This is a genomic window from Pseudomonas brassicacearum (assembly GCF_003732265.1).
GTDB lineage: Bacteria > Pseudomonadota > Gammaproteobacteria > Pseudomonadales > Pseudomonadaceae > Aquipseudomonas > Aquipseudomonas brassicacearum_D.
Window position 1 is genome coordinate 665,602 of record NZ_MOBK01000006.1, and the last position, 20,363, is coordinate 685,964.

Genomic DNA, 20,363 nt, shown 5'->3' on the forward strand with positions numbered 1-20,363 from the left:
GGGCAAGCCTCGCTCCCACAGGTATTGCGGTCGCACACAAAATATGTGAACGCCGCTGAACCCTGTGGGAGCCGGGCTTGCCCGCGATGGCGTTCTTGAGGCCTCAGTAATCATCCCCGCGATCTGTGATGTCCTTCTCAACCATGACCGCCTGCGGATCATGCCCCGCCGGAAATTTGCCCTTCAGATTCCACGCGAACGCAATGATCTCGGCAATCGTGCGGTACAACTCTTCTGGAATACTCTCGCCCAACTCCATTCGTGCCAGCAGCTTCACCAGCTCGGCGTTTTCGTAGATGGGCACTTCATAGTCGCGGGCGATCCGCAGAATCTCTTCCGCCAGCGCTTCATCACCCTTGGCCGTGAGGGTAGGGGCGTGGTTGCCGTCGTATTTGAGGGCGATGGCCTGGCGTGGGGCGTTGGGGTTTTTCATGCGGTTTCGTCGACCCAGCGTTGTTCGAGACGGGTTTGCGGGCCTTGTGGCGGCTTGCCGAGGTGGCAATCCAGATCGCCGACGTTCAGGCCCGACGCCAGCAAGCGTTCGCGCAGCCCGGCCAGGTTGCTTTCGATCAGGCTCGCGGTGTACGGGCGTTCGGCCCAGAGTTGGCTGGACAGGCTGCCCTTGATCAACTGCGCCTGAATCTGCAACGGGCCTAGTGGCTCCATGTCGAACGCCAGGTCGACGCGCCACAATGGTTGCTTGGGTTCACGTTCGTCGCGACGTTCGTGCGGTTGTTCTTTCTCGGGGGCTTCTTCGCGCTGGAACTTGACCTGCAACGGCACGATGTCCTGCAGATTGCGCATCGGAATTTCCAGTTGCCAGGTGCTGACCAGCCGCCCATCGTCCGTCAGGCCGGTTTGCTCCAGGCTCGACAGTTGGTGGCTTTGCAGGCGCGAAACCGCCGCCGCTGCCAAACGCAGCAAGTGCTCCAGATCACCTTCGCCGTCCTGGCTTTGCAGCAGGCGCTCGGGCAGCGGGAAGCTGGTCGGCAGCGGTTTGGCGCTGACCTGGCCGAGCATGCCAAGGGCGCTGCGCACGAAACTCGGCATCGCCTGCACCAATGTGTTGGCGGCGATCAGCGCATTGAGGTTGGTGTTGGCCGGCAGCCCCGGTGTCAATTGCGCGATCAGCTTGAGCAAATCGCCCTTCAGGTCCGGAGCCAGCGTCGGGTTCTGTCCGGTCAGCAGTTTCGCTTCGAGGAACAGGCCGCTGTTGGCCAGCGCTTGAGCCAGCCCCTTCGGCGTACTCAGTTGCTGCACATCCGGCAGACCGGCGAGGAGCTTTTCAACAGCCACGCGCAGGTCGCTGGAGGTCTGGTCCGAGGACGCCGCCGAGGAGGACGTCGCCGACGGCGCAGGCAACGGCAGGTTTTGCAGAACCTTGATCAAGCCATCCAGCGAGCCCTGGCGGCTTTGCTGGCTGACCAGTTGCTGGGTCACCGCCAATTGTTCCTGGCGGCTGCTCAGCGGGACGAACTTCAGCGTCTGGGTGTCTTGCACCATGGCGCTCAACAAGGTGCCGATGCGCAGCGGCGTCGGGCTGTCGATGCTCAGGGTGCTGCCGCTCAGCACCGTGTTCAACAAGCTCACCATCGAGCGAAACACCGTCGGTTGCCCCGGTACCTGCGGCAGCACCTGCGAGGTCAGCACTTTGCCTTGCAGCAAGGTGCCGACCGGCAGCTGCGCCGTGTCGATGCGGGTGAGGGTGGCAATGCTGGAAGCGATGGCTTGTTGCACGGTGATTGCCAGGTTGCTCGCCGACGGCTGGGTGATCGCCAGGCTGGTGCCTTGGGGCAGCGGTTGCGTGCTGGTGGCCTGCACGGTGGTCTGGCGGCCGCTGTCGAGGGTGACTTTGAGCAGCAGTTGAAAGGTCTGATCCGTCTGCTTGAGTGACAGCACTTCAGCCTTGGCGGTCTGCCCGACAGAGATCAGGCCCTCCATCGGCGTCAGCAACTTCAGCAGGTCGCCACTCACCACCAGCGGCCGCGAAGTCGCGGGCGTGGTCTGGGGTAGCGGGAGGATGTTCATTTCGCCTGTCATACGCGGTCACAACCTGAGGAAAATGCACTCTTTAGAGTAGGGCATGGCATGTATAATGCCGCCCGTCATTCGGGGAGTGGCGAAAACATTGCAATTGTTTGACGCAGCTCTCTAGAACAGACCGCCAATGTATCTATGCTGCATCTCTTTAGCGGCCGCTGCGCCGCCGACTTGAACCGCAAAAGGCCCGTGATCCCTTGACCAGCCCAGTCCTGCAAACCGTTGCCCTCGCTTGTGAGCGAGACCTTCGGCTGCTTTTCGAAAATCTCGATTTGAGACTGGCCAGTGGCGAAATGTTGCAAATCAGCGGCCCCAACGGCAGTGGCAAGACCAGCTTGTTGCGCCTGCTGTGCGGCCTGATGCAGCCGACCGCCGGTCAGGTGCTGCTCAATGGTCAGCCGCTCAATGAGCAACGTTTCGAACTGGCGCGCAATCTGCTGTGGATCGGTCATGCCGCCGGCATCAAGGAACTGCTGACCCCCGAGGAAAACCTCAGCTGGCTCTGCGCCCTGCATCATCCGGCGTCCCATGAGGCCATCTGGCAAGCCCTGGCGGCTGTCGGACTGCGCGGTTTCGAGGATGTGCCCTGTCACACCCTGTCTGCCGGCCAGCATCGTCGCGTGGCGTTGGCGCGGTTGTACCTGGACAGCCCGCCGCTGTGGATTCTCGATGAACCGTTCACCGCGCTCGATAAACAAGGTGTGGCGCAACTCGAAGAACACCTGGTTGCGCACTGCGAGCGGGGCGGCATGGTCGTGTTGACCACGCACCACACGCTGAGCCGGATGCCGGCCGGCTATCGCGACATTGACCTGGGGAATTGGGCCGTATGAGTGTTTTCGGCCTGTTGGTCGCCCGTGAGGCTCGTTTGCTGTTCCGCCGTCCTGCAGAATTGGCCAATCCGCTGGTGTTCTTCGCCATCGTGGTGGCGCTGTTCCCGCTGGCGGTCGGCCCCGAGGCTCAATTGTTGCAAACCTTGTCTCCGGGACTGGTCTGGGTGGCTGCGCTTTTATCGGTCTTGCTCTCGCTGGACGGGCTTTTCCGCAGTGATTTCGAAGACGGCTCGCTTGAACAGTGGGTCCTTTCGTCGCACCCCCTGCCTCTTCTGGTTTTGGCCAAGGTACTGGCACACTGGGCCTTCTCTGGCCTGGCACTGGTTTTGCTCGCTCCACTGCTGGCGTTGATGCTCGGTCTGCCTGCCGCTTGTCTGCCGGTGTTGCTGCTTTCCTTATTGCTGGGTACACCGGTGCTGAGTCTGCTTGGGGCGGTGGGCGCAGCCTTGACGGTAGGATTGAAGCGCGGTGGCCTGTTGCTGGCACTGCTGATTCTGCCGTTGTACATCCCGGTGTTGATTCTCGGCAGTGGCGCCTTGCAGGCAGCCTTGCAGGGCATGCCGGCGACCGGTTATCTCTTGTGGCTTGGTAGCCTGACCGCCTTGGCGATAACCCTGACACCTTTTGCAATAGCTGCTGGCCTGAAGATCAGCGTCGGCGAATAATGAGGTCTGGTTAAAATTTAACCAGTAAAGACCCAGCCCTTCACAGCGAAGGGCAACCGTGATGGAAACAGTATGAACTGGACGTGGTTTCACAAGCTCGGCTCGCCCAAATGGTTTTACGGCATCAGCGGCAAACTGCTGCCCTGGCTGAGCGTCGCGGCGTTGTTGCTGATCGGCATCGGTGTCGTTTGGGGCCTGGCCTTCGCGCCGCCTGATTACCAGCAAGGCAACAGCTTTCGCATCATCTATATCCACGTTCCGGCCGCCATGCTGGCGCAGTCCTGCTATGTGATGCTGGCCGTGTGCGGCATTGTCGGGCTGGTCTGGAAGATGAAACTGGCCGATGTCGCCCTGCAATGCGCGGCGCCCATCGGGGCCTGGATGACCGCTGTGGCGCTGGTCACCGGCGCGATCTGGGGCAAACCGACCTGGGGTTCGTGGTGGGTCTGGGATGCGCGACTGACGTCCATGCTGATCCTGCTGTTTCTGTACTTCGGTCTTATTGCGCTGGGCAATGCGATCAGCAATCGTGACAGTGCCGCCAAGGCCTGTGCGGTGTTGGCGATTGTCGGTGTGATCAACATCCCGATCATCAAGTACTCGGTGGAGTGGTGGAATACCCTGCACCAGGGCGCGACCTTCACCCTCACCGAAAAACCGGCGATGCCCGCCGAGATGTGGCTGCCATTGCTGCTGACGGTGCTGGGTTTCTACTGTTTCTTCGGCGCGGTCCTGTTGCTGCGCATGCGCCTTGAAGTGCTCAAGCGCGAAGCGCGGGCCAGTTGGGTCAAGGCCGAAGTGAAGAACAGTCTGGAGGCCGCTCGATGAGTTTTGCTTCATTCGGCGACTTCCTCGCCATGGGCCATCATGCCCTGTATGTCTGGTCCGCCTATGGCATCTGCCTGGCGGTGCTGGCCCTCAACGTGGCGGCGCCGATCCTGGCCCGCAAGCGGTATCTGCAACAAGAGGCGCGACGTCTGCGCCGGGAGAACGGCAAGTGAATCCGCTGCGCAAAAAGCGTCTTATCATCATTCTCGCGATCCTGGTGGGTGTCGGCGCAGCCGTCGGCCTGGCCCTGAGCGCCCTGCAGCAGAACATCAATCTGTTTTACACCCCGACCCAGATCGCCAATGGCGAAGCGCCACAAGACACGCGTATTCGGGCGGGCGGCATGGTCGAGAAAGGTTCGCTGCAGCGTTCCGGCGATTCGCTGGACGTGAAATTCGTCGTCACTGACTTCAACAAATCCGTGACCATCGCCTATCGCGGCATTCTTCCGGACCTGTTCCGAGAAGGGCAGGGCATCGTCGCCCTGGGCAAAATCAACGCCGACGGCGTGGTGGTCGCCGACGAAGTGCTGGCCAAGCACGACGAGAAATACATGCCGCCGGAAGTGACCAAGGCCCTGAAAGACAGCGGCCAGTCGGCGCCCACACAAGCCAAAGAGGGTTAATTGATGACGACTGGAATCTTTATCCCTGAGCTTGGCCACCTGGCCATGATCCTGGCGCTGTGTTTCGCGCTGGTTCAGGCCGTGGTGCCGTTGCTCGGTGCCTGGCGCGGTGACCGTTTGTGGATGAGCCTCGCGCAGCCAGCCGCTTGGGGTCAGTTCACTTTCCTGGTGTTCGCCTTTGGTTGCCTGACTTACGCGTTTATGGCTGACGACTTCTCGGTCGCCTACGTCGCCAGCAACTCCAACAGTGCCTTGCCGTGGTACTACAAATTCAGCGCCGTGTGGGGCGCGCACGAAGGGTCATTGCTGTTGTGGGCATTGATTCTCGGTGGCTGGACCTTCGCGGTGTCGGTGTTCTCCCGGCAGTTACCGCGGGACATGCTGGCCCGCGTGCTGGCGGTGATGGGCATGATCAGCACCGGTTTCCTGCTGTTCCTGATCCTCACGTCCAACCCGTTCAAACGCATCTTGCCGCAAGTGCCCAGCGATGGCGCCGACCTCAATCCGTTGTTGCAAGACATTGGCCTGATCGTTCACCCGCCGATGCTGTACATGGGTTATGTCGGTTTCTCCGTGGCCTTCGCCTTTGCCATCGCCGCGCTGATGGGCGGTCGCCTTGATGCGGCGTGGGCACGCTGGTCGCGTCCGTGGACCATCGTCGCCTGGGCCTTCCTCGGTATCGGCATCACCCTCGGTTCGTGGTGGGCTTATTACGAACTCGGCTGGGGCGGCTGGTGGTTCTGGGACCCGGTGGAAAACGCCTCCTTCATGCCTTGGCTGGTCGGTACGGCACTGATTCACTCGTTGGCCGTCACGGAAAAACGTGGTGTGTTCAAGAGCTGGACCGTGCTGCTGGCCATCGCCGCGTTCTCGCTGAGCTTGCTCGGTACGTTCCTTGTGCGTTCGGGCGTGCTGACCTCGGTTCACGCGTTTGCGTCCGACCCTGAGCGCGGTGTGTTCATCCTGATTTTCCTGCTGTTTGTGGTCGGCGGTTCGCTGACGCTGTTCGCCCTGCGCGCACCGGTGGTCAAGAGCCAGGTCGGCTTCAACCTCTGGTCCCGGGAAACCTTGCTGCTGGGGAATAACCTGGTGCTGGTGGTGGCGGCTTCGATGATTCTGCTCGGCACCCTGTACCCGCTGATTCTCGATGCGATGACCGGCGCCAAACTGTCCGTCGGCCCGCCGTACTTCAACGCGCTGTTCATTCCGTTGATGGCGTTGCTGATGGTGGTGATGGCAGTCGGGATGCTGGTGCGCTGGAAAGACACCCCGGTCAAATGGCTGATGAGCATGCTGACCCCGGTATTGCTCGGCAGCGCTGCGCTGGCGGTTGTGGCCGGCGTCGCTTACGGTGATTTCAATTGGGCAGTGATCGCGACGTTCATGCTCGCGGCCTGGGTACTGCTCGCCGGTGTCCGGGATATCCTCGACAAGACTCGCCATAAAGGCCTGATCAAAGGCCTGCCGACCCTGACCCGCAGCTATTGGGGCATGCAGATCGCTCACCTCGGCATCGCCGTGTGCGCGCTTGGCGTCGTGTTGTCGAGCCAGAACAGTGCCGAGCGCGACTTGCGCCTGGCGCCGGGCGAGTCCATGGACCTGGCCGGGTATCACTTCATCTTCGACGGCGCCAAGCACTTCGAAGGGCCGAACTTCACCTCCGACAAGGGCACCGTTCGGGTGATCCGCGATGGCAAGGAAGTCAGCGTGCTGCACCCGGAAAAACGCCTGTACACCGTGCAGAATTCGGTGATGACCGAAGCCGGGATCGACGCCGGTTTCACCCGTGACCTCTACGTCGCCCTTGGCGAACCGCTGGGTGATGGCGCCTGGGCTGTGCGCGTTCACGTCAAACCGTTCGTGCGCTGGATCTGGTTCGGCGGTCTGCTGACTGGCTTCGGCGGGTTGCTGGCGGCGCTGGATCGGCGTTATCGGGTCAAGGTGAAAAGCCGGGTGCGTGAAGCGCTGGGCATGACGGGAGCCACTGCATGAGACGTTGGTTGATGCTGTTGCCACTGATTATTTTTCTGGTGGTGGCTGTTTTCCTGTATCGCGGGTTGTACCTCGACCCGGCCGAGTTGCCTTCGGCGATGATCAACAAGCCGTTCCCGGAGTTTTCCCTGCCGAGCGTGCAGGGCGACAAGACCCTGACCAAGGCCGACATCGTTGGTAAACCGGCACTGGTCAACGTCTGGGGCACCTGGTGCATTTCCTGCCGGGTCGAACACCCGGTGCTGAACAAACTGGCCCAGCAGGGCGTGGTGATCTACGGCATCAATTACAAGGACGTCAACGCCGACGCCTTGAAGTGGCTGGTGGAATTCCACAACCCGTATCAACTGGACATCCGTGACGACGCCGGCACCCTGGGCCTGAACCTCGGTGTGTATGGCGCGCCGGAAACCTTTTTCATCGACGCCAAGGGCATCATCCGCGACAAGTTCGTCGGCGTGATCGACGAGCAGGTCTGGCGTGAAAAACTGGCCGCCAAGTATCAGGCGCTGGTTGATGAGGTCAAGCCATGAAGCGCTGGATAGCGGCGGCGGTACTGGGCTTGAGCATGGCCGGCGTGGCGCATGCGGCCATCGATACCTACGAATTCGCCAAAGAAGGTGATCGCGAGCGTTTTCGCGAGCTGACCAAAGAACTGCGTTGCCCCAAGTGCCAGAATCAGGACATCGCCGATTCCAATGCACCGATTGCCGCCGACCTGCGCAAAGAGATTTTCCGCATGCTCGGCGAGGGCAAGGACAACCAGCAGATCATCGACTTCATGGTCGAGCGCTACGGTGACTTCGTCCGCTACAAACCGGCTCTCAACGCCAAGACTGCTTTGCTCTGGTTCGGCCCGGCCGGGCTGTTGCTGGGCGGTTTCGTGATCATCGCCGTGATCGTCCGCCGTCGTCGCGTGCAACGCGCCGACACCCCGGACGCGCTTTCTGCCGAGGAGCGTGAGCGCCTCGACCACCTGTTGGATAAAAACCAAGAATGATTGATTTCTGGCTCGCTGCAGGTCTGCTACTTCTGGTTGCCCTGAGTTTTCTGTTGATCCCGGTTTTGCGCGGTCGTCGCGCTCAACTTGAAGAGGATCGTACCGCCCTGAACGTTGCGCTGTACCAAGAGCGCGTGGCTGAGTTGCAGACTCAGCAGGAAGAGGGCGTGCTCGACGCCGGGCAAATGAACGCCGGCCGTGCTGAAGCGGCCCGTGAGCTGCTCGCCGATACCGAAGGCGTTGCGGCGCCTCGCGTGGGTCGCCTGGGCAAGCCGTTGCCATTGCTGGCGGCGGTTCTGGTTCCGGTGCTCGGTCTTGGCTTGTACTTGCATTTCGGCGCCAGCGACAAAGTCGAACTGACCCGCGAGTTTTCCCAGGCGCCACAGTCGATGGAAGAGATGACCCGTCGCCTGGAACGCGCCGTTGCCGCGCAGCCGGAATCGGCTGAAGGCCTGTATTTCCTCGGTCGTACGTACATGGCCCAGGACCGCCCGGGCGATGCGGCGAAGATCTTCGAACGCACGGTGAACCTGGCCGGTCGTCAACCGGAACTGCTCGGCCAATGGGCGCAGGCCCAATACTTTGCCGATGGCAAGAAGTGGTCGGACAAGATTCAGGCGCTGACTGATGAAGCGCTGAAGGCCGATCCGAAAGAAGTCACCAGCCTTGGCTTGCTGGGCATCGCGGCTTTCGAAGCGCAGCGTTACCAGGACGCTATCGACTATTGGAACCGTCTGTTGGCGCAATTGCCGCCCGAGGACAGCTCCCGCGCTGCACTGCAAGGCGGAATCACCCGGGCCACCGAGAAGCTTGAAGCCAGCGGCGGCAAGGTTGCCCAGGCCCCTGCGGCGAAGGCTGCAGCGTTGCTGAAAGTCACCGTAGACTTGGCGCCAGCGCTCAAAGCCAAGGTCCAGCCGGGTGACAGCGTCTTCATCTTCGCCCGCGCTACCTCAGGTCCGCCCGCACCGCTGGCCGCCAAACGCCTGACCGTGGCCGACTTGCCGGTGACCGTCGAACTCGGTGATGCCGACGCAATGATGCCGCAGTTGAAACTGTCGAACTTCCCTGAAGTCCAACTGGTTGCGCGCGTCTCCCGTGCCGGCCAGCCGACTGCCGGTGAATGGGTCGGTCGCAGCCAGCCTCTGGCCAGCAGCACCACCGCGACGCAGACACTGACCATCGACAGCCCGGACAAATAACAGGAAAACGCCAACATGACCGCTATTGCTCGTATCACCCTGCTCAGTCTGGTTTTGGGGTTAAGTGCATGTGCGGTCCAGCCGCCGGAGCGCGAGTCGCCGCAGCCGATTCCGCCCTCGCAGCCAAAACCTACACCGTCGACATCACCTTCGCCGAGTAAACCGGGCATCCCCGCCAAGCCGGCCAAACCGATGCCGCGCACCTCCGCCAGCTTCGCACCGCCACCGGGTGGCAACAGCCATTGGGATGCCAAGCTTGGCGTCTATGTGCTGGATGATCAGACCAACACCTTCTACCGCCAGCGCACCTACTACCGCTGGAACAACGGCTGGAGTCGTTCGGTCAGCCCCGACGGGCCGTGGGAAGACACGGACATTCATGGCGTGCCGGGCGGGTTGGGACGGCAATTCGGGCAGTAAATGAAAACGGCGATCTGAGGATCGCCGTTTTGTTTTCTGAGTCGTGCTCAGGACCCTTTCACCAACAACCCCTGCACATACGCCACAAACGCCCGAGCCTTCGCGCTGGCCATTCTTCCGGTAGGAAACACTGCCCACAAATCCTGATTCGGCAGGGTCCAATCCGTCATCACTTCCCTGACGGCACCACTGGTCAGCTCCGGTGCAAACATCCATTCGGAGGCCATGGTCAGCCCGAGGTGGGCGAGGACCGCTTCACGCAAACCTTCGGCGGCGCTGACGCGAATGCGGCCGTTGATGATCACGGACTGTTCTTCGTTCGCGTTGCGAAATTGCCAGTTGGCGCCGCCGCCCAATGCGTAGACCACCGCCTGGTGTTTGCACAGGTCAGCCGGGCAGGTGGGTTCGACGTGTTTTTCGAAGTAGGCCGGCGTGCCGAGGACGACACGTCGGCATTCGGCGATCTTGCGGGCGGTGAGGCCGGAGTCGCTCAGGGCGCCCATCCGCAGGGCGATGTCGACGCCTTCTTCGACCAGATTGAGGTTGCGGTCGTCGAGCAGCAGGTCGATGTTCAGGTCCGGGTTCTGATCGAGGAACGGCCCGAGGTGCGGCACGATATGTATTCGGCCGAAGGTCACGGCGGCGCAAATGCGCAGGTTGCCGGTCAGCCCGCTGGCGGCACCTCGCGCGGCGTTGTCGGCCTCATCGGACTCTTCGATGGCACGCTTGGCGCGTTCGAAAAACGCCAGGCCAGCCTCGGTAGGCGTCAGGCCTCGGGTCGAGCGCAACAGCAGCCGAACGGCCAGGCGTGATTCGAGTTGCGCAATGGCTTTCGACACGGCGGGCTGGCCGATATTCAGGCGCCGGGCAGCGGCGGAAAACGAACCGGTCTCCACGACGTAGACGAAGGTTTCCATTGCGGCCAAACGGTCCATCTGAAGTCCTTGCTCAGTCTGATGCTTTCAGTAGATCCCTTGTGGGAGCGAGCCTGCTCGCGATGACGGCGGCACATCCAACATGGATGTGAGGGATAGTCCGTCATCGCGAGCAGGCTCGCTCCCACAGGGTTTTGTGTTGTTGGTTAGAACGCGGCTTTGCCGATAGACGAGCCGCCGTCGACAAACAGCGTTTGCCCGGTGATAAACCCGCTCTGCTCGGACAGCAAAAACGCAATCGCCGCCGCAATCTCTTGCGGCTGCCCCAACCGCCCCATCGGCACGCCTGCCAGATACCGCGCTTCACCCTCACTGCCCGGCGGATTATTGGTACGGAACAATTCTGTTTCAGTCGGCCCCGGCGCCACGGCGTTCACTGTCACACCGGTTTTCGCCAACTCCAGCGCCCACGATCGCGTGAAGCTGATCAGCGCCGCTTTGGCCGCCGCGTACGCGGTGCGTTGGGTGATCCCCAGCACGGTCAAACTGGAAATATTCACCACCCGACCCCAACCCTTGGCGCGCATGTTCGGCAGCAGTGCCTGGGTGGCCTGCAACGCCGAATGGAGGTTGACCCGCATCACATCGTCGAACGTATCCAGATCGATCTCGCCCAGCACTTGCGGGCGGACCAGGCCGACGTTGTTCACCAGCCCATCAAACTCGTAGGTCCTGGCCAGATCCGCCAGAACCTCCTGAGTCAGTGCCCGGTCGCTCAAATCCAGCGGAAACAGAATGCCGGGGAACGTCAGGTCAGGGGTTCGAGCAATCCCGACCACCCGGTGCCCGGCGCGATCCAGATGCTCGGCCACCGCGCGGCCAATGCCTTTGCTGGCGCCAGTGATGAGAAAAGTACGACGGGTCATTTCACACTCCTTGAAAAGTACCTGCCGCCTTGGCGGGCGGCAGTGAAGGGTCAGCCGCGAATCGCATCCAGCATCGCTTCAGGCTCAGGACGCTGAGTGTAATCCGGGTTGACCTCGGCGTAACGAATCACGCTCAGTGAAAATATTCATTCATGTGGGGAATAGCGTGGCTCGCAATCACACCCTGCAAAACCACCGAGCGTCGCGATCCGGATTTTTGTGCTTGAGTAAAGATGACTCTAGGGTTACTTTTGTTTGAGCCTGAGCAAGTAGGCTATTGGTGCAGAGCAGGCTATTGATCAAGGAATTGGAGGAAGCCGGATGGGTTCTGGATCGGATTACCGGAAGCCACCACCTCTTTAAACATCGATACAACCCTTACACGATTCCCGTCCCTCATCCGAAAAAGGATTTGCCGGTCGGGACGGTCAAGAGCATCAGGAGGCGCGCCGGGCTGTACTGCCCGGGAGCCAGTTACTCAGGAGATCCATAATGCAATATCCAATCTGTATCGAGTGGGGCGACGAGAACACCGCCATCGGTATTCAGATCCCCGATATTCCAGGCGCCGCAACGGCCGGGGATACGTTTGAAGATGCCTACAATGCGGCAGTCGAGATTGCGCACATCCTGCTTCAGGAGATTGCAGCAGACGGGGAGTCGATACCCATGCCTACCTCTGCGGCTACTCACCGTGGGAATCCTGACTTCGCCGATATGGGCTGGGGAATGCTCGAGCTGGACATTTCGCCGTACATGGGCAAAACCGAGAAGGTCAACGTGACTCTACCTGGCTATGTGATTCAGCGCATTGATCGATATGTGCGTGAGCACAATGTGAAAAGCCGCTCTTCTTTTCTGGCAGATGCGGCAATGGAGAAGTTGGTTCGACACTGAGTGATTTGAGATGCATCTGGCGGGCAAGCTCGACTCTAGAGCTTGCCCGCAAGACTTTTAGACTGCTTAAGCCGTCGCCAACGAAGCCTTCTGCGAAGCACTCAAAAACCGCAGCAACGCAAACAGTGGAAACGCACTCCCCACAATCACGATCCACAACCAGCCGCCGTGTTCATACACCGCGCTGGCCACCGAGGAACCGAATGCACCGCCGATGAAGATGCTGGTCATGTACAGCGCATTCAGGCGGCTGCGGCTTTTGGCGTCGAGGGCGTAGACCGCGCGTTGGCCGAGGACCATGTTCATCTGAACGCAGAAGTCGAGCACCACGCCGGTCACGGCCAGGCCGATGACGCTGTACACCGGATGGATGAACGCCGGCAGAAAGCTCAGGCTGGCGAATATCAGGGCGAGCAAGGAGGCGATGCGGGTGTGGCCGGCATCGGCCAGGCGACCGGCGATGGGGGCGGCGATGGCGCCGATGGCACCGACCAGGGCGAAGATCGCGATCTGGGTTTGCGACAGGCCATGATTGCGGGCGAGTTCCAGCGGTACGGCGGTCCAGAACAGGCTGAACGTGGCGAACATGCAACCCTGATAAAACGCGCGCTGACGCAAGACCGGTTGTTGGCGCAGCAGCGTCCACAGCGAACCCAGCAACTGCCCGTAAGACGCACTGTGATCCGGCTGGCGCTTGGGAATGGTCAGCGCGAGCACGATGCTGATCGCCGCCATCAACGCTGCCGCTATCATGAACATCGCACGCCAGCCAAAGTGGTCAGCCACCACGCTGGACACTGGTCGTGCCAACAGAATGCCCAGCAGCAAACCGCCCATGATCCCGCCGACCACACGGCCGCGAGATTCTTCCGGTGCAAGATGCGCGGCCAGTGGAATCAGGATCTGCACCGACACCGAACTGAAGCCCACCAACAACGAGATCAGCAAAAACACATTGGGCTGATCGGTGAACGCAGCGCCCAGCAAACTGGCAATCGCCACCACGGTGGTGATGATCATCAAGCGACGGTTTTCCAGCAGATCGCCCAGCGGCACCAGGAAGAACAACCCCAGCGCATAGCCAATCTGCGTGAGCGAAACGATGAAGCTGGCCATGGTGCTGGTCAGGCCGATGTCCGGCGCGATCAGGCCAATGATCGGCTGGGCATAGTAAATATTGGCCACGATGGCGCCGCAGCAGAAGGCGAAGAGCAGCACCATGCCTTTGGTCATTGTCGCGGCACCGTGGGGCGCCTGGGTCGTCGGTTTCATAACGGGTCTCGCTGGACAAAAGGGAATGCGCGCAGGCTAAGCGGCAAGCCCAAACGGCGGAAGAGAGGTTGAAGTGATAGTAATCATTCCATTGCGGAATGAGTGGCGCCGGCCATGTGCTGTTTGCCGATGCACCTTGCATCCAAAAAATGTGAGGTCCGATGATACATTCACTTACATCCTGTTCGATAGCGTGCTTATGTTCTCTCTCACGTTTCATAACCGGAAGGCACTGCCATGAATGCGATGATTCGCCACCTGATTCGCGGCGCTTCAGCCCTGACACTGATGACCTTGTTTACTACTGGCCTGGTCCAGGCCGCCGACGCGCCGGGCTTGCGCATCGGTGTTCGCGGCGAGATCACCGGGGTCAGCCCCGACGCGTTGAAAGTCCACGCCAACAGCGGGGAGAACGTGGTCATCAACCTGACCAGCGACACCAAGATCCGCGCCGTCACCCTGGCCAACATCGAAGACATCAAACCCGGCAGCTACATCGGCTCCGCGGCGATTCCTCAAGACGATGGCACCCTCAAGGCACTGGAAGTCCACGTCTTCCCACCGGAGCTGGCCGGCAGTGGCGACGGGCACCGGCCGTTTGACCTGGTCAAGGGCAGCAGCATGACCAATGGCAGCGTCGGCGATCTGGTGGTCAGCAATGGCCGGGTGTTGACGGTCAACTACAAGGGCGGGCAGCAGAAGATCCTGGTGCCGATGGACGTGCCGATTGTGAACCTGATGCCGGGGGATCGCAGTTTGCTGAAGGTGGGGGTGAAGATCGTGACGTTTGTGACGCAGAGTGCGGATGGTACGTTGACGGCGCAATCGATCTCGGCGAGCAAGGATGGCGTGACACCACCGATGTAACAGCTTGGCGCAAACCCTCTGTAGGAGCGGGCTTGCTCGCGAAAGCGGTGTGTCATTCAGCAATGATGTCGACTGACACGGCCTCTTCGCGAGCAAGCCCGCTCCCACAGGGGATTTTCGGTGAACTTGGGTTTTGTGTTCGGGCACAAAAAAGGCGACCTGCTCAGGTCGCCTTTTTCATTGAACTCAGGAATTACTGACCGGTGTAAATCTGATCAAAGATCCCGCCATCATTGAAGTGGGTCTTCTGCACCGTGCGCCAGTCACCGAAGGTCTTCTCCACCGACAGGAAGTCCACTTTCGGGAAACGGTCGGTGTACTTGGCCAATACCGCCGGATCACGCGGACGCAGGTAGTTCGCTGCTGCAATCTCCTGACCTTCCGGCGACCACAGGTACTTCAGGTATTCCTCGGCCGCCGCGCGAGTGCCTTTCTTGTCGACCACTTTGTCGACCACCGACACTGGCGGCTCGGCTTCGGCGGAAACGCTCGGGTAGATCACTTCAAACTGGTCGCGACCAAACTCGCGGGCAATCATTTCCGCTTCGTTTTCGAAGGTCACCAGCACGTCGCCGATCTGGTTGGTCATGAAGGTAGTGGTGGCTGCACGGCCGCCGGTGTCCAGTACCGGGGCTTGTTTGAACAGCTTGCCAACGAACTCTTTGGCCTTGTTCTCGTCACCGCCATTCTTCAGCACATAACCCCAGGCCGACAGGTAGGTGTAGCGACCATTGCCCGAGGTTTTCGGGTTCGGCACGATCACCTGAACGCCATCCTTGAGCAGATCCGGCCAGTCTTTCAGGGCTTTCGGGTTGCCTTTGCGGACGATAAATACCGTGGCGGAAGTGAATGGCGCGCTGTTGTCCGGCAGGCGCGTGACCCAGTTCTCGGGGACCAGTTTGCCGTTGTCTGCCAGGGCGTTGATGTCGGTCGCCATGTTCATGGTGATGACGTCAGCCGGCAGACCGTCGATCACCGAACGTGCCTGTTTGCTGGAGCCGCCAAAGGACATCTGTAGGGTGATGTTTTCGTTGTGCTCGGCTTGCCAGTGTTTCTGGAAGGCAGCGTTGTAGTCCTTGTAGAAATCGCGCATCACGTCGTAGGAAACGTTAAGCAGGGTCGGTGCGGCCTGAGCCATGCTGGTCAATGCCAGGCCAGCGGCCAGAAGTGAGGCGCCAAAGAGTTTTTTCACTGCGCAGTCCTTGTTCTAATTTAAAAGTGAGGCAATTTGCCAGCGACTATAGCCGGGCTCGCATAGGCCTTTAAAGATTAAAAAGCTCTTTGCTTATTCCAGTTTCTTAAACAGCGCGTTACCGCATCGCGAGCAGAATGCCGCGCCGTGTTCGTGGCTGTTTTTCTTGCACACCGGGCAATCGTGTTGCAACTGTTCGCCACGCATCGCGTTGGCCAGTTCGGCGGTGAAAATCCCGGTGGGTACAGCGATGATCGAGTAACCGGTGATCATCACCAGCGACGAAATCACCTGGCCCAACGGTGTCTTCGGCACGATGTCGCCGAAGCCCACGGTGGTCAGCGTGACGATCGCCCAGTAGATGCCTTTGGGGATGCTGGTGAAGCCGTGTTCCGGCCCCTCGATCACGTACATCAAGGTGCCGAACACCGTCACCAATGTGCAGACGCTGACCAGAAATACCACGATTTTCTGCTTGCTGCCGCGCAGCGCCGACATCAGGTAGTTGGCTTGCTTGAGGTACGGGCTGAGCTTGAGCACGCGGAAAATCCGCAGCATCCGAATGATCCGGATGATCAGCAGGTACTGCGCATCGGCGTAATACAGCGCGAGGATGCCGGGCACGATGGCCAGCAAATCCACCAGCCCATAGAAGCTGAACGCGTAGCGCAACGGCTTCGGTGAGCAATACAACCGCAGGATGTATTCGACGGCGAAAACGAAAGTGAAGCCCCACTCGATATTCGCCAGCAGATCGGCGTAGTTCTGGTGAACCGCGTCGATGCTGTCGAGCATGACGATGACGATGCTGGCGAGGATGATCAACAGCAGGATGCCGTCGAAGCGCCGTCCTGCCTTGGTGTCGCTCTGGAAAACCATGACGTAAAGCTCTTCACGCCAGTTTTTGCTGCTGTCCATGGATACCGCCTGAACCAATGATCAGCGCAGCCTAGGTTGATTCTCCCCAGGAGCGCAAGGCGCAGTGGTCCGCGTGGCTTTACCGAGCACTTGAACAATCGTACGGATCAGCCAGCAACCGAGGATGAACGGCGCGGTCAGTGTGGGCAGACCCATAGCGGCAAACACGGGTGTCAGCAGCAGCGCGAGTGCAATAGCGAGCGGTGGCAGCCACGGGTGCTGGCGCTGCGAACTGAAGGCGAGGGCGGCGAGCACGGCGTTATAACCACCGAGGCCGAGCAGGGCGGTGTAGAAGTCATGGTTGAGCAGACTCCAGCCCATGCCCGCGACAGACGCCAACACCGCCCAGCAGAAGGCGCGACGGTCAGCGACCAGCAATCCGGCGGCAATCAACGCGCCGGCCAGCGGATGACCGAGAAACATCACCTGGCCGAGGCCTTTGAAGGGGGCGGCGAGCATGTTCAGGGTGTTGATTTCGATCAAGTGCGCCTGGGTCGACGGCGTGGCGAAGCACAGCAGCAACCAGCCCAATCCCACGAAGGGCGCGGTGTAGGCGGGCAGGTACTGGCTGACCCGGGAGCGTTTGAGCCACTGTTGAGTCAGCATCGCGCTCAGGCCACCGCAGGCAATGATCATCAGCGGCAGCATGGCGGACCAGGGGAAGTAGAGGCTCAGCAGCAAGCCGAGCAAGACGCCGTTGTAGCTGAACAATCCCGCCTGACGATCCTCCTTGGCGTAGTTGCGACGTTGCGCGGTGAGCAACCCGGCGACACCGCCCAGCAGTGCACCGCCGAGCAGGGTGGGCGCGGTAAACAGAATCGCCAACAGGCACAGCAGGCCGCACAGCGGATTTCGCTGGAGGAAGATCTGACTGAAACCGTTGAGCAGGGCAGTTGCCCAGTCGGGGCAGTGGGTGTTGAAGTGATTGGCAGGCATGAAGGAGTCTGGGCAGTTTAAAAAACAAGGTCTTGCTGAACCCTGTGGCGAGGGAGCTTGCTCCCGCTGGGCCGCGAAGCGGTCCTAAATCGGCGAATGCGTTTTCTCTTTGGAATCCGTCATGCCAAAGCGACGACTGCTACGCAGCCGAGCGGGAGCAAGCTCCCTCGCCACAAGTGGTGTGTTAAATCAGGGTTTCGATGCGCAATGAGTTAGTCGACCCCGGCTGCCCAAACGGCACACCCGCAGTGATCAATAACGTGTCGCCGCGCTGAGCCATGCCCTGGGCCTGGGCAATCTCCAGCGCCGTCGAACACACCTCATCCACCTGCCGCAGCCGATCATTGACCACCGAGTGCACACCCCACGCCACGGTCAGGCGGCGAGCGGTCTGCAGGTTCGGCGTCAGGTTGAGGATCGGCACCGTCGGCCGTTCCCGCGCCGCGCGCAAACTCGAGGTGCCGGACTCGCTGTAGTTCACCAGCACCGCCACCGGCAGCACATTGCTGATCCGACGAATCGCACAGCTGATCGCGTCGGATACCGTGGCCTCGGCTTTCGGCCGGCTCACGTCCAGTTGCGCCTGATAGTCCGGGCCGTTTTCCACCTGGCGGATGATCTTGCTCATCATCTGCACCGCTTCCAGCGGGTATTCGCCCGAGGCGGTTTCCGCCGACAGCATCACCGCATCCGCCCCTTCAGCCACGGCGTTGGCCACGTCGGTGACCTCGGCGCGGGTCGGGGCCGGGGAGAAGCGCATCGACTCGAGCATCTGCGTCGCCACCACCACCGGTTTGCCGAGCTCACGGCAGAGGGTGATGATGTTTTTCTGAATCTGCGGCACGCTTTCGGCTGGTACTTCCACACCCAGATCACCGCGAGCGACCATGATCGCGTCGCTCAGCTCAGCGATTTCCCGCAGCTGAGTCACCGCCGAGGGCTTCTCGATCTTGGCCATCAAAAACGCTTTGTCGCCGATCAGTTCGCGGGCTTCGCGAATGTCTTCCGGACGCTGCACAAACGACAACGCGACCCAGTCCACACCCAACTCCAGACCGAAGCTCAAATCACGGCGATCCTTGGCGGTCAGCGGGCTCAGTTCCAGCACCGCTTGCGGCACGTTCACGCCTTTGCGATCCGACAGTTCACCGCCGTTGAGCACCGTGGTGTCGATGGCATCGGAGTACTTGGTCACCACGCGCAGACGCAACTTGCCGTCGTCCAGCAGCAGGTCCATGCCTGGCTCGAGCGCGGCGATGATTTCCGGGTGAGGCAGGTTAACGCGGCGCTCGTCGCCCGGCGTCGGGTCCAGGTCCAGGCGCAAGGCCTGACCGCGATGCAGTTGCACCTTGCCTTCGGCGAACTTGCCGACCCGCAGTTTCGGGCCTTGCAGGTCCATCAGAATGCCCAGCGGGTAATTCAGCTGGCGCTCGACTTCACGAATCCACTGATAGCGCTGAGCGTGGTCGGCGTGGTCACCGTGACTGAAGTTCAGGCGGAAAATGTTGACCCCGGCTTGCACCAGTTCGCGGATGTCGTCGATCCCGTCGATAGCTGGGCCGAGGGTGGCGAGGATTTTAACCTTCTTGTCAGGCGTCATGTTTAGGGCTCTCGAGAATCAAAATGGCGCGGAAGTCGTTGACGTTGGTGCGGGTCGGCTCGGTGACGATCAGTGCGTCCAGCGCCTCGAAATAGCCGTAGCCATTGTTGTTGTCGAGTTCGTCGCTGGCGCTCAAACCGAGGGCGGCGGCACGGGCATAGCTGTCCGGGGTCATGATCGCGCCGGCGTTGTCTTCGGAGCCGTCGATGCCATCGGTGTCACCGGCCAGGGCGTAGACGCCGGGCAGGCCTTTGAGGCTGTCGGTCAGGCTCAGCAGGAACTCGGCGTTGCGCCCGCCACGGCCATTGCCACGCACGGTCACGGTGGTTTCACCGCCCGACAGAATTACGCAGGGCGCTGCCAGCGGCTGACTGTGCAGCACGACCTGACGGGCGATGCCGGCGTGGACCTTGGCCACTTCACGGGATTCGCCTTCCAGATCACCGAGGATCAGCGGGCTGAAACCGGCCTGTCGCGCTTTCACGGCGGCGGCTTCAAGCGACTGCTGTGGACGGGCGATCAACTGGAAATGACTGCGCGCCAGGCTCGGATCACCGGGTTTGACCGTCTCCGATTCCGGGCTTTGCAGCCAGTTGCGCACGGAGGCAGGGACGTCGATGCCGTAGCGCTTGAGGATCGCCAGCGCTTCAGCGGAGGTGCTTGGGTCGGCCACGGTCGGGCCGGAAGCGATGACCGTGGCGAGGTCGCCCGGCACATCGGAAATCGCATAGGTATACACAGTGGCCGGCCAGCAGGCTTTGCCGAGACGGCCGCCCTTGATCGCCGAGAGGTGCTTGCGCACGCAGTTCATCTCGCCGATGGTCGCGCCGGATTTGAGCAGGGCTTTGTTGATCGATTGCTTGTCGGCGAGGGTGATGCCAACCGCCGGCAATGCCAGCAGGGCAGAGCCGCCACCCGAGAGCAGGAAGATCACGCGGTCGTCTTCGGTCAGGTTGCTGACCAGTTCAAAGACCCGTTTGGCGACGGCCTGGCCGGCAGCGTCCGGTACTGGATGCGCGGCTTCGACCACTTCGATTTTTTCGCACGGGGCGCCGTGACCGTAACGCGTCACCACCAGGCCGGAGACTTCACCCTGCCAGCAACGCTCGACCACTTGCGCCATGGCGGCCGCGGCTTTGCCGGCGCCGATAACGATTACCCGACCGCTGCGATCTTTGGGTAAATGGGCTTCGAGGACTTGCTGCGGATGGGCGGCGTCGATGGCTGTGGCGAACAGCTCGCGCAGGAATTGTTGCGGATCGACCGACATGGCGGGCT

Annotated in this window: 23 protein-coding genes; 13 read left to right on the forward strand and 10 right to left on the reverse strand. The window is 61.0% G+C overall.

Features of this window, described 5'->3' with window-relative positions; all coding sequences use genetic code 11:
- Window positions 1–103 precede the first annotated feature (103 nt).
- Together BK660_RS15855 and fliK are read right to left on the reverse strand one after the other, a co-directional pair.
- The gene (locus BK660_RS15855; protein WP_123434055.1) at window positions 104–433 is read right to left on the reverse strand and encodes an EscU/YscU/HrcU family type III secretion system export apparatus switch protein; all 330 of its coding nucleotides are present in this window, start codon (window positions 431–433) and stop codon (window positions 104–106) included.
- Window positions 430–2,040 (reverse strand): flagellar hook-length control protein FliK, encoded by a 1,611-nt coding sequence (gene fliK / locus BK660_RS15860; protein ID WP_123434056.1) that lies wholly within the window; start codon window positions 2,038–2,040, stop codon window positions 430–432. The genes BK660_RS15855 and fliK overlap by 4 nt, the downstream gene beginning before the upstream one ends.
- 197 nt (window positions 2,041–2,237) lie before the next feature.
- On the opposite strand from fliK, the gene ccmA reads away from it, so the two are divergent.
- The 10 genes from ccmA (at window position 2,238) to BK660_RS15910 (ending at window position 9,602) form a co-directional block, all read left to right on the forward strand.
- Complete coding sequence (gene ccmA / locus BK660_RS15865) at window positions 2,238–2,873, forward strand: cytochrome c biogenesis heme-transporting ATPase CcmA (RefSeq protein ID WP_123434057.1); 636 nt, start codon at window positions 2,238–2,240, stop codon at window positions 2,871–2,873.
- Window positions 2,870–3,538 carry a heme exporter protein CcmB gene (ccmB, locus tag BK660_RS15870; RefSeq protein ID WP_007946758.1) on the forward strand — a complete coding sequence of 223 codons (669 nt, stop codon included), beginning with the start codon at window positions 2,870–2,872 and terminating at the stop codon, window positions 3,536–3,538. Before ccmA ends, ccmB begins: the two co-directional genes overlap by 4 nt.
- Before the next feature lie 72 nt (window positions 3,539–3,610).
- A complete protein-coding gene (locus BK660_RS15875; protein ID WP_123434058.1) occupies window positions 3,611–4,366 on the forward strand; it encodes a heme ABC transporter permease in 756 nt (251 codons plus the stop codon).
- A complete protein-coding gene (gene ccmD, locus BK660_RS15880; RefSeq protein ID WP_008145547.1) occupies window positions 4,363–4,539 on the forward strand; it encodes a heme exporter protein CcmD in 177 nt (58 codons plus the stop codon). Before BK660_RS15875 ends, ccmD begins: the two co-directional genes overlap by 4 nt.
- Window positions 4,536–4,991 carry a cytochrome c maturation protein CcmE gene (gene ccmE / locus BK660_RS15885; protein ID WP_123434059.1) on the forward strand — a complete coding sequence of 152 codons (456 nt, stop codon included), beginning with the start codon at window positions 4,536–4,538 and terminating at the stop codon, window positions 4,989–4,991. Before ccmD ends, ccmE begins: the two co-directional genes overlap by 4 nt.
- 3 nt (window positions 4,992–4,994) lie before the next feature.
- Window positions 4,995–6,983 carry a heme lyase CcmF/NrfE family subunit gene (locus BK660_RS15890; RefSeq protein ID WP_123434060.1) on the forward strand — a complete coding sequence of 663 codons (1,989 nt, stop codon included), beginning with the start codon at window positions 4,995–4,997 and terminating at the stop codon, window positions 6,981–6,983.
- Window positions 6,980–7,516 (forward strand): DsbE family thiol:disulfide interchange protein, encoded by a 537-nt coding sequence (locus BK660_RS15895; protein ID WP_123434061.1) that lies wholly within the window; start codon window positions 6,980–6,982, stop codon window positions 7,514–7,516. Before BK660_RS15890 ends, BK660_RS15895 begins: the two co-directional genes overlap by 4 nt.
- Window positions 7,513–7,983: a cytochrome c-type biogenesis protein gene (locus BK660_RS15900; RefSeq protein WP_123434062.1), complete on the forward strand. Its 471-nt coding sequence runs from the start codon at window positions 7,513–7,515 to the stop codon at window positions 7,981–7,983. The genes BK660_RS15895 and BK660_RS15900 overlap by 4 nt, the downstream gene beginning before the upstream one ends.
- The gene (gene ccmI / locus BK660_RS15905; protein WP_123434063.1) at window positions 7,980–9,182 is read left to right on the forward strand and encodes a c-type cytochrome biogenesis protein CcmI; all 1,203 of its coding nucleotides are present in this window, start codon (window positions 7,980–7,982) and stop codon (window positions 9,180–9,182) included. The genes BK660_RS15900 and ccmI overlap by 4 nt, the downstream gene beginning before the upstream one ends.
- A gap of 15 nt (window positions 9,183–9,197) precedes the next feature.
- Window positions 9,198–9,602 (forward strand): hypothetical protein, encoded by a 405-nt coding sequence (locus BK660_RS15910; protein ID WP_123434064.1) that lies wholly within the window; start codon window positions 9,198–9,200, stop codon window positions 9,600–9,602.
- A gap of 47 nt (window positions 9,603–9,649) precedes the next feature.
- Here the strand turns inward: BK660_RS15910 and BK660_RS15915 are convergent, their stop codons facing one another.
- Together BK660_RS15915 and BK660_RS15920 are read right to left on the reverse strand one after the other, a co-directional pair.
- Window positions 9,650–10,537 carry a LysR family transcriptional regulator gene (locus tag BK660_RS15915; protein WP_123434065.1) on the reverse strand — a complete coding sequence of 296 codons (888 nt, stop codon included), beginning with the start codon at window positions 10,535–10,537 and terminating at the stop codon, window positions 9,650–9,652.
- A gap of 146 nt (window positions 10,538–10,683) precedes the next feature.
- Complete coding sequence (locus BK660_RS15920; RefSeq protein ID WP_123434066.1) at window positions 10,684–11,403, reverse strand: SDR family oxidoreductase; 720 nt, start codon at window positions 11,401–11,403, stop codon at window positions 10,684–10,686.
- Between the two features lie 280 nt (window positions 11,404–11,683).
- Here BK660_RS15920 and BK660_RS15930 point away from each other — a divergent pair, with 280 nt between their 5' ends.
- Together BK660_RS15930 and BK660_RS15935 are read left to right on the forward strand one after the other, a co-directional pair.
- Entirely contained in the window at window positions 11,684–11,896 is a 213-nt protein-coding gene (locus BK660_RS15930; protein ID WP_123434617.1) for a type II toxin-antitoxin system HicA family toxin, read from the forward strand.
- Entirely contained in the window at window positions 11,896–12,300 is a 405-nt protein-coding gene (locus BK660_RS15935; RefSeq protein WP_123434067.1) for a type II toxin-antitoxin system HicB family antitoxin, read from the forward strand. The genes BK660_RS15930 and BK660_RS15935 overlap by 1 nt, the downstream gene beginning before the upstream one ends.
- 66 nt (window positions 12,301–12,366) lie before the next feature.
- On the opposite strand, the gene BK660_RS15940 is transcribed toward BK660_RS15935, so the two are convergent.
- On the reverse strand, window positions 12,367–13,572 hold the full coding sequence (locus BK660_RS15940) for an MFS transporter (protein ID WP_123434068.1): 1,206 nt from the start codon (window positions 13,570–13,572) through the stop codon (window positions 12,367–12,369).
- A gap of 237 nt (window positions 13,573–13,809) precedes the next feature.
- On the opposite strand from BK660_RS15940, the gene BK660_RS15945 reads away from it, so the two are divergent.
- Complete coding sequence (locus BK660_RS15945; RefSeq protein ID WP_185045097.1) at window positions 13,810–14,439, forward strand: DUF5666 domain-containing protein; 630 nt, start codon at window positions 13,810–13,812, stop codon at window positions 14,437–14,439.
- Window positions 14,440–14,632: 193 nt separating this feature from the next.
- Here BK660_RS15945 and BK660_RS15955 read toward each other — a convergent pair whose 3' ends face one another.
- From BK660_RS15955 to BK660_RS15980, 5 genes are all read right to left on the reverse strand, one after another.
- Window positions 14,633–15,631, reverse strand: coding sequence for a sulfate ABC transporter substrate-binding protein (locus BK660_RS15955; protein WP_123434069.1), 999 nt, complete (start codon window positions 15,629–15,631; stop codon window positions 14,633–14,635).
- Between the two features lie 93 nt (window positions 15,632–15,724).
- Complete coding sequence (locus BK660_RS15960) at window positions 15,725–16,549, reverse strand: ion transporter (protein ID WP_123434070.1); 825 nt, start codon at window positions 16,547–16,549, stop codon at window positions 15,725–15,727.
- Window positions 16,550–16,570: 21 nt separating this feature from the next.
- Window positions 16,571–17,485 carry an urea transporter gene (locus BK660_RS15965; RefSeq protein ID WP_123434071.1) on the reverse strand — a complete coding sequence of 305 codons (915 nt, stop codon included), beginning with the start codon at window positions 17,483–17,485 and terminating at the stop codon, window positions 16,571–16,573.
- 184 nt (window positions 17,486–17,669) lie between these two features.
- The gene (pyk, locus tag BK660_RS15975) at window positions 17,670–19,085 is read right to left on the reverse strand and encodes a pyruvate kinase (protein ID WP_123434072.1); all 1,416 of its coding nucleotides are present in this window, start codon (window positions 19,083–19,085) and stop codon (window positions 17,670–17,672) included.
- The gene (locus BK660_RS15980; protein WP_123434073.1) at window positions 19,075–20,355 is read right to left on the reverse strand and encodes a glycerate kinase type-2 family protein; all 1,281 of its coding nucleotides are present in this window, start codon (window positions 20,353–20,355) and stop codon (window positions 19,075–19,077) included. The genes pyk and BK660_RS15980 overlap by 11 nt, the downstream gene beginning before the upstream one ends.
- Window positions 20,356–20,363 lie beyond the last annotated feature (8 nt).

Excerpts from the sequence above, each read along its gene's own strand:
- BK660_RS15855 (WP_123434055.1), bottom strand. The coding sequence starts at position 433 with ATGAAAAACCCCAACGCCCCACGCCAGGCCATCGCCCTCAAATACGAC.
- fliK (WP_123434056.1), bottom strand. The coding sequence starts at position 2,040 with ATGACAGGCGAAATGAACATCCTCCCGCTACCCCAGACCACGCCCGCG.
- ccmB (WP_007946758.1), top strand. The coding sequence starts at position 2,870 with ATGAGTGTTTTCGGCCTGTTGGTCGCCCGTGAGGCTCGTTTGCTGTTC.
- BK660_RS15875 (WP_123434058.1), top strand. The coding sequence starts at position 3,611 with ATGAACTGGACGTGGTTTCACAAGCTCGGCTCGCCCAAATGGTTTTAC.
- ccmD (WP_008145547.1), top strand. The coding sequence starts at position 4,363 with ATGAGTTTTGCTTCATTCGGCGACTTCCTCGCCATGGGCCATCATGCC.
- BK660_RS15890 (WP_123434060.1), top strand. The coding sequence starts at position 4,995 with ATGACGACTGGAATCTTTATCCCTGAGCTTGGCCACCTGGCCATGATC.
- BK660_RS15895 (WP_123434061.1), top strand. The coding sequence starts at position 6,980 with ATGAGACGTTGGTTGATGCTGTTGCCACTGATTATTTTTCTGGTGGTG.
- BK660_RS15900 (WP_123434062.1), top strand. The coding sequence starts at position 7,513 with ATGAAGCGCTGGATAGCGGCGGCGGTACTGGGCTTGAGCATGGCCGGC.
- ccmI (WP_123434063.1), top strand. The coding sequence starts at position 7,980 with ATGATTGATTTCTGGCTCGCTGCAGGTCTGCTACTTCTGGTTGCCCTG.
- BK660_RS15910 (WP_123434064.1), top strand. The coding sequence starts at position 9,198 with ATGACCGCTATTGCTCGTATCACCCTGCTCAGTCTGGTTTTGGGGTTA.
- BK660_RS15915 (WP_123434065.1), bottom strand. The coding sequence starts at position 10,537 with ATGGACCGTTTGGCCGCAATGGAAACCTTCGTCTACGTCGTGGAGACC.
- BK660_RS15920 (WP_123434066.1), bottom strand. The coding sequence starts at position 11,403 with ATGACCCGTCGTACTTTTCTCATCACTGGCGCCAGCAAAGGCATTGGC.
- BK660_RS15935 (WP_123434067.1), top strand. The coding sequence starts at position 11,896 with ATGCAATATCCAATCTGTATCGAGTGGGGCGACGAGAACACCGCCATC.
- BK660_RS15940 (WP_123434068.1), bottom strand. The coding sequence starts at position 13,572 with ATGAAACCGACGACCCAGGCGCCCCACGGTGCCGCGACAATGACCAAA.
- BK660_RS15945 (WP_185045097.1), top strand. The coding sequence starts at position 13,810 with ATGAATGCGATGATTCGCCACCTGATTCGCGGCGCTTCAGCCCTGACA.
- BK660_RS15960 (WP_123434070.1), bottom strand. The coding sequence starts at position 16,549 with ATGGACAGCAGCAAAAACTGGCGTGAAGAGCTTTACGTCATGGTTTTC.
- BK660_RS15965 (WP_123434071.1), bottom strand. The coding sequence starts at position 17,485 with ATGCCTGCCAATCACTTCAACACCCACTGCCCCGACTGGGCAACTGCC.
- pyk (WP_123434072.1), bottom strand. The coding sequence starts at position 19,085 with ATGACGCCTGACAAGAAGGTTAAAATCCTCGCCACCCTCGGCCCAGCT.
- BK660_RS15980 (WP_123434073.1), bottom strand. The coding sequence starts at position 20,355 with ATGTCGGTCGATCCGCAACAATTCCTGCGCGAGCTGTTCGCCACAGCC.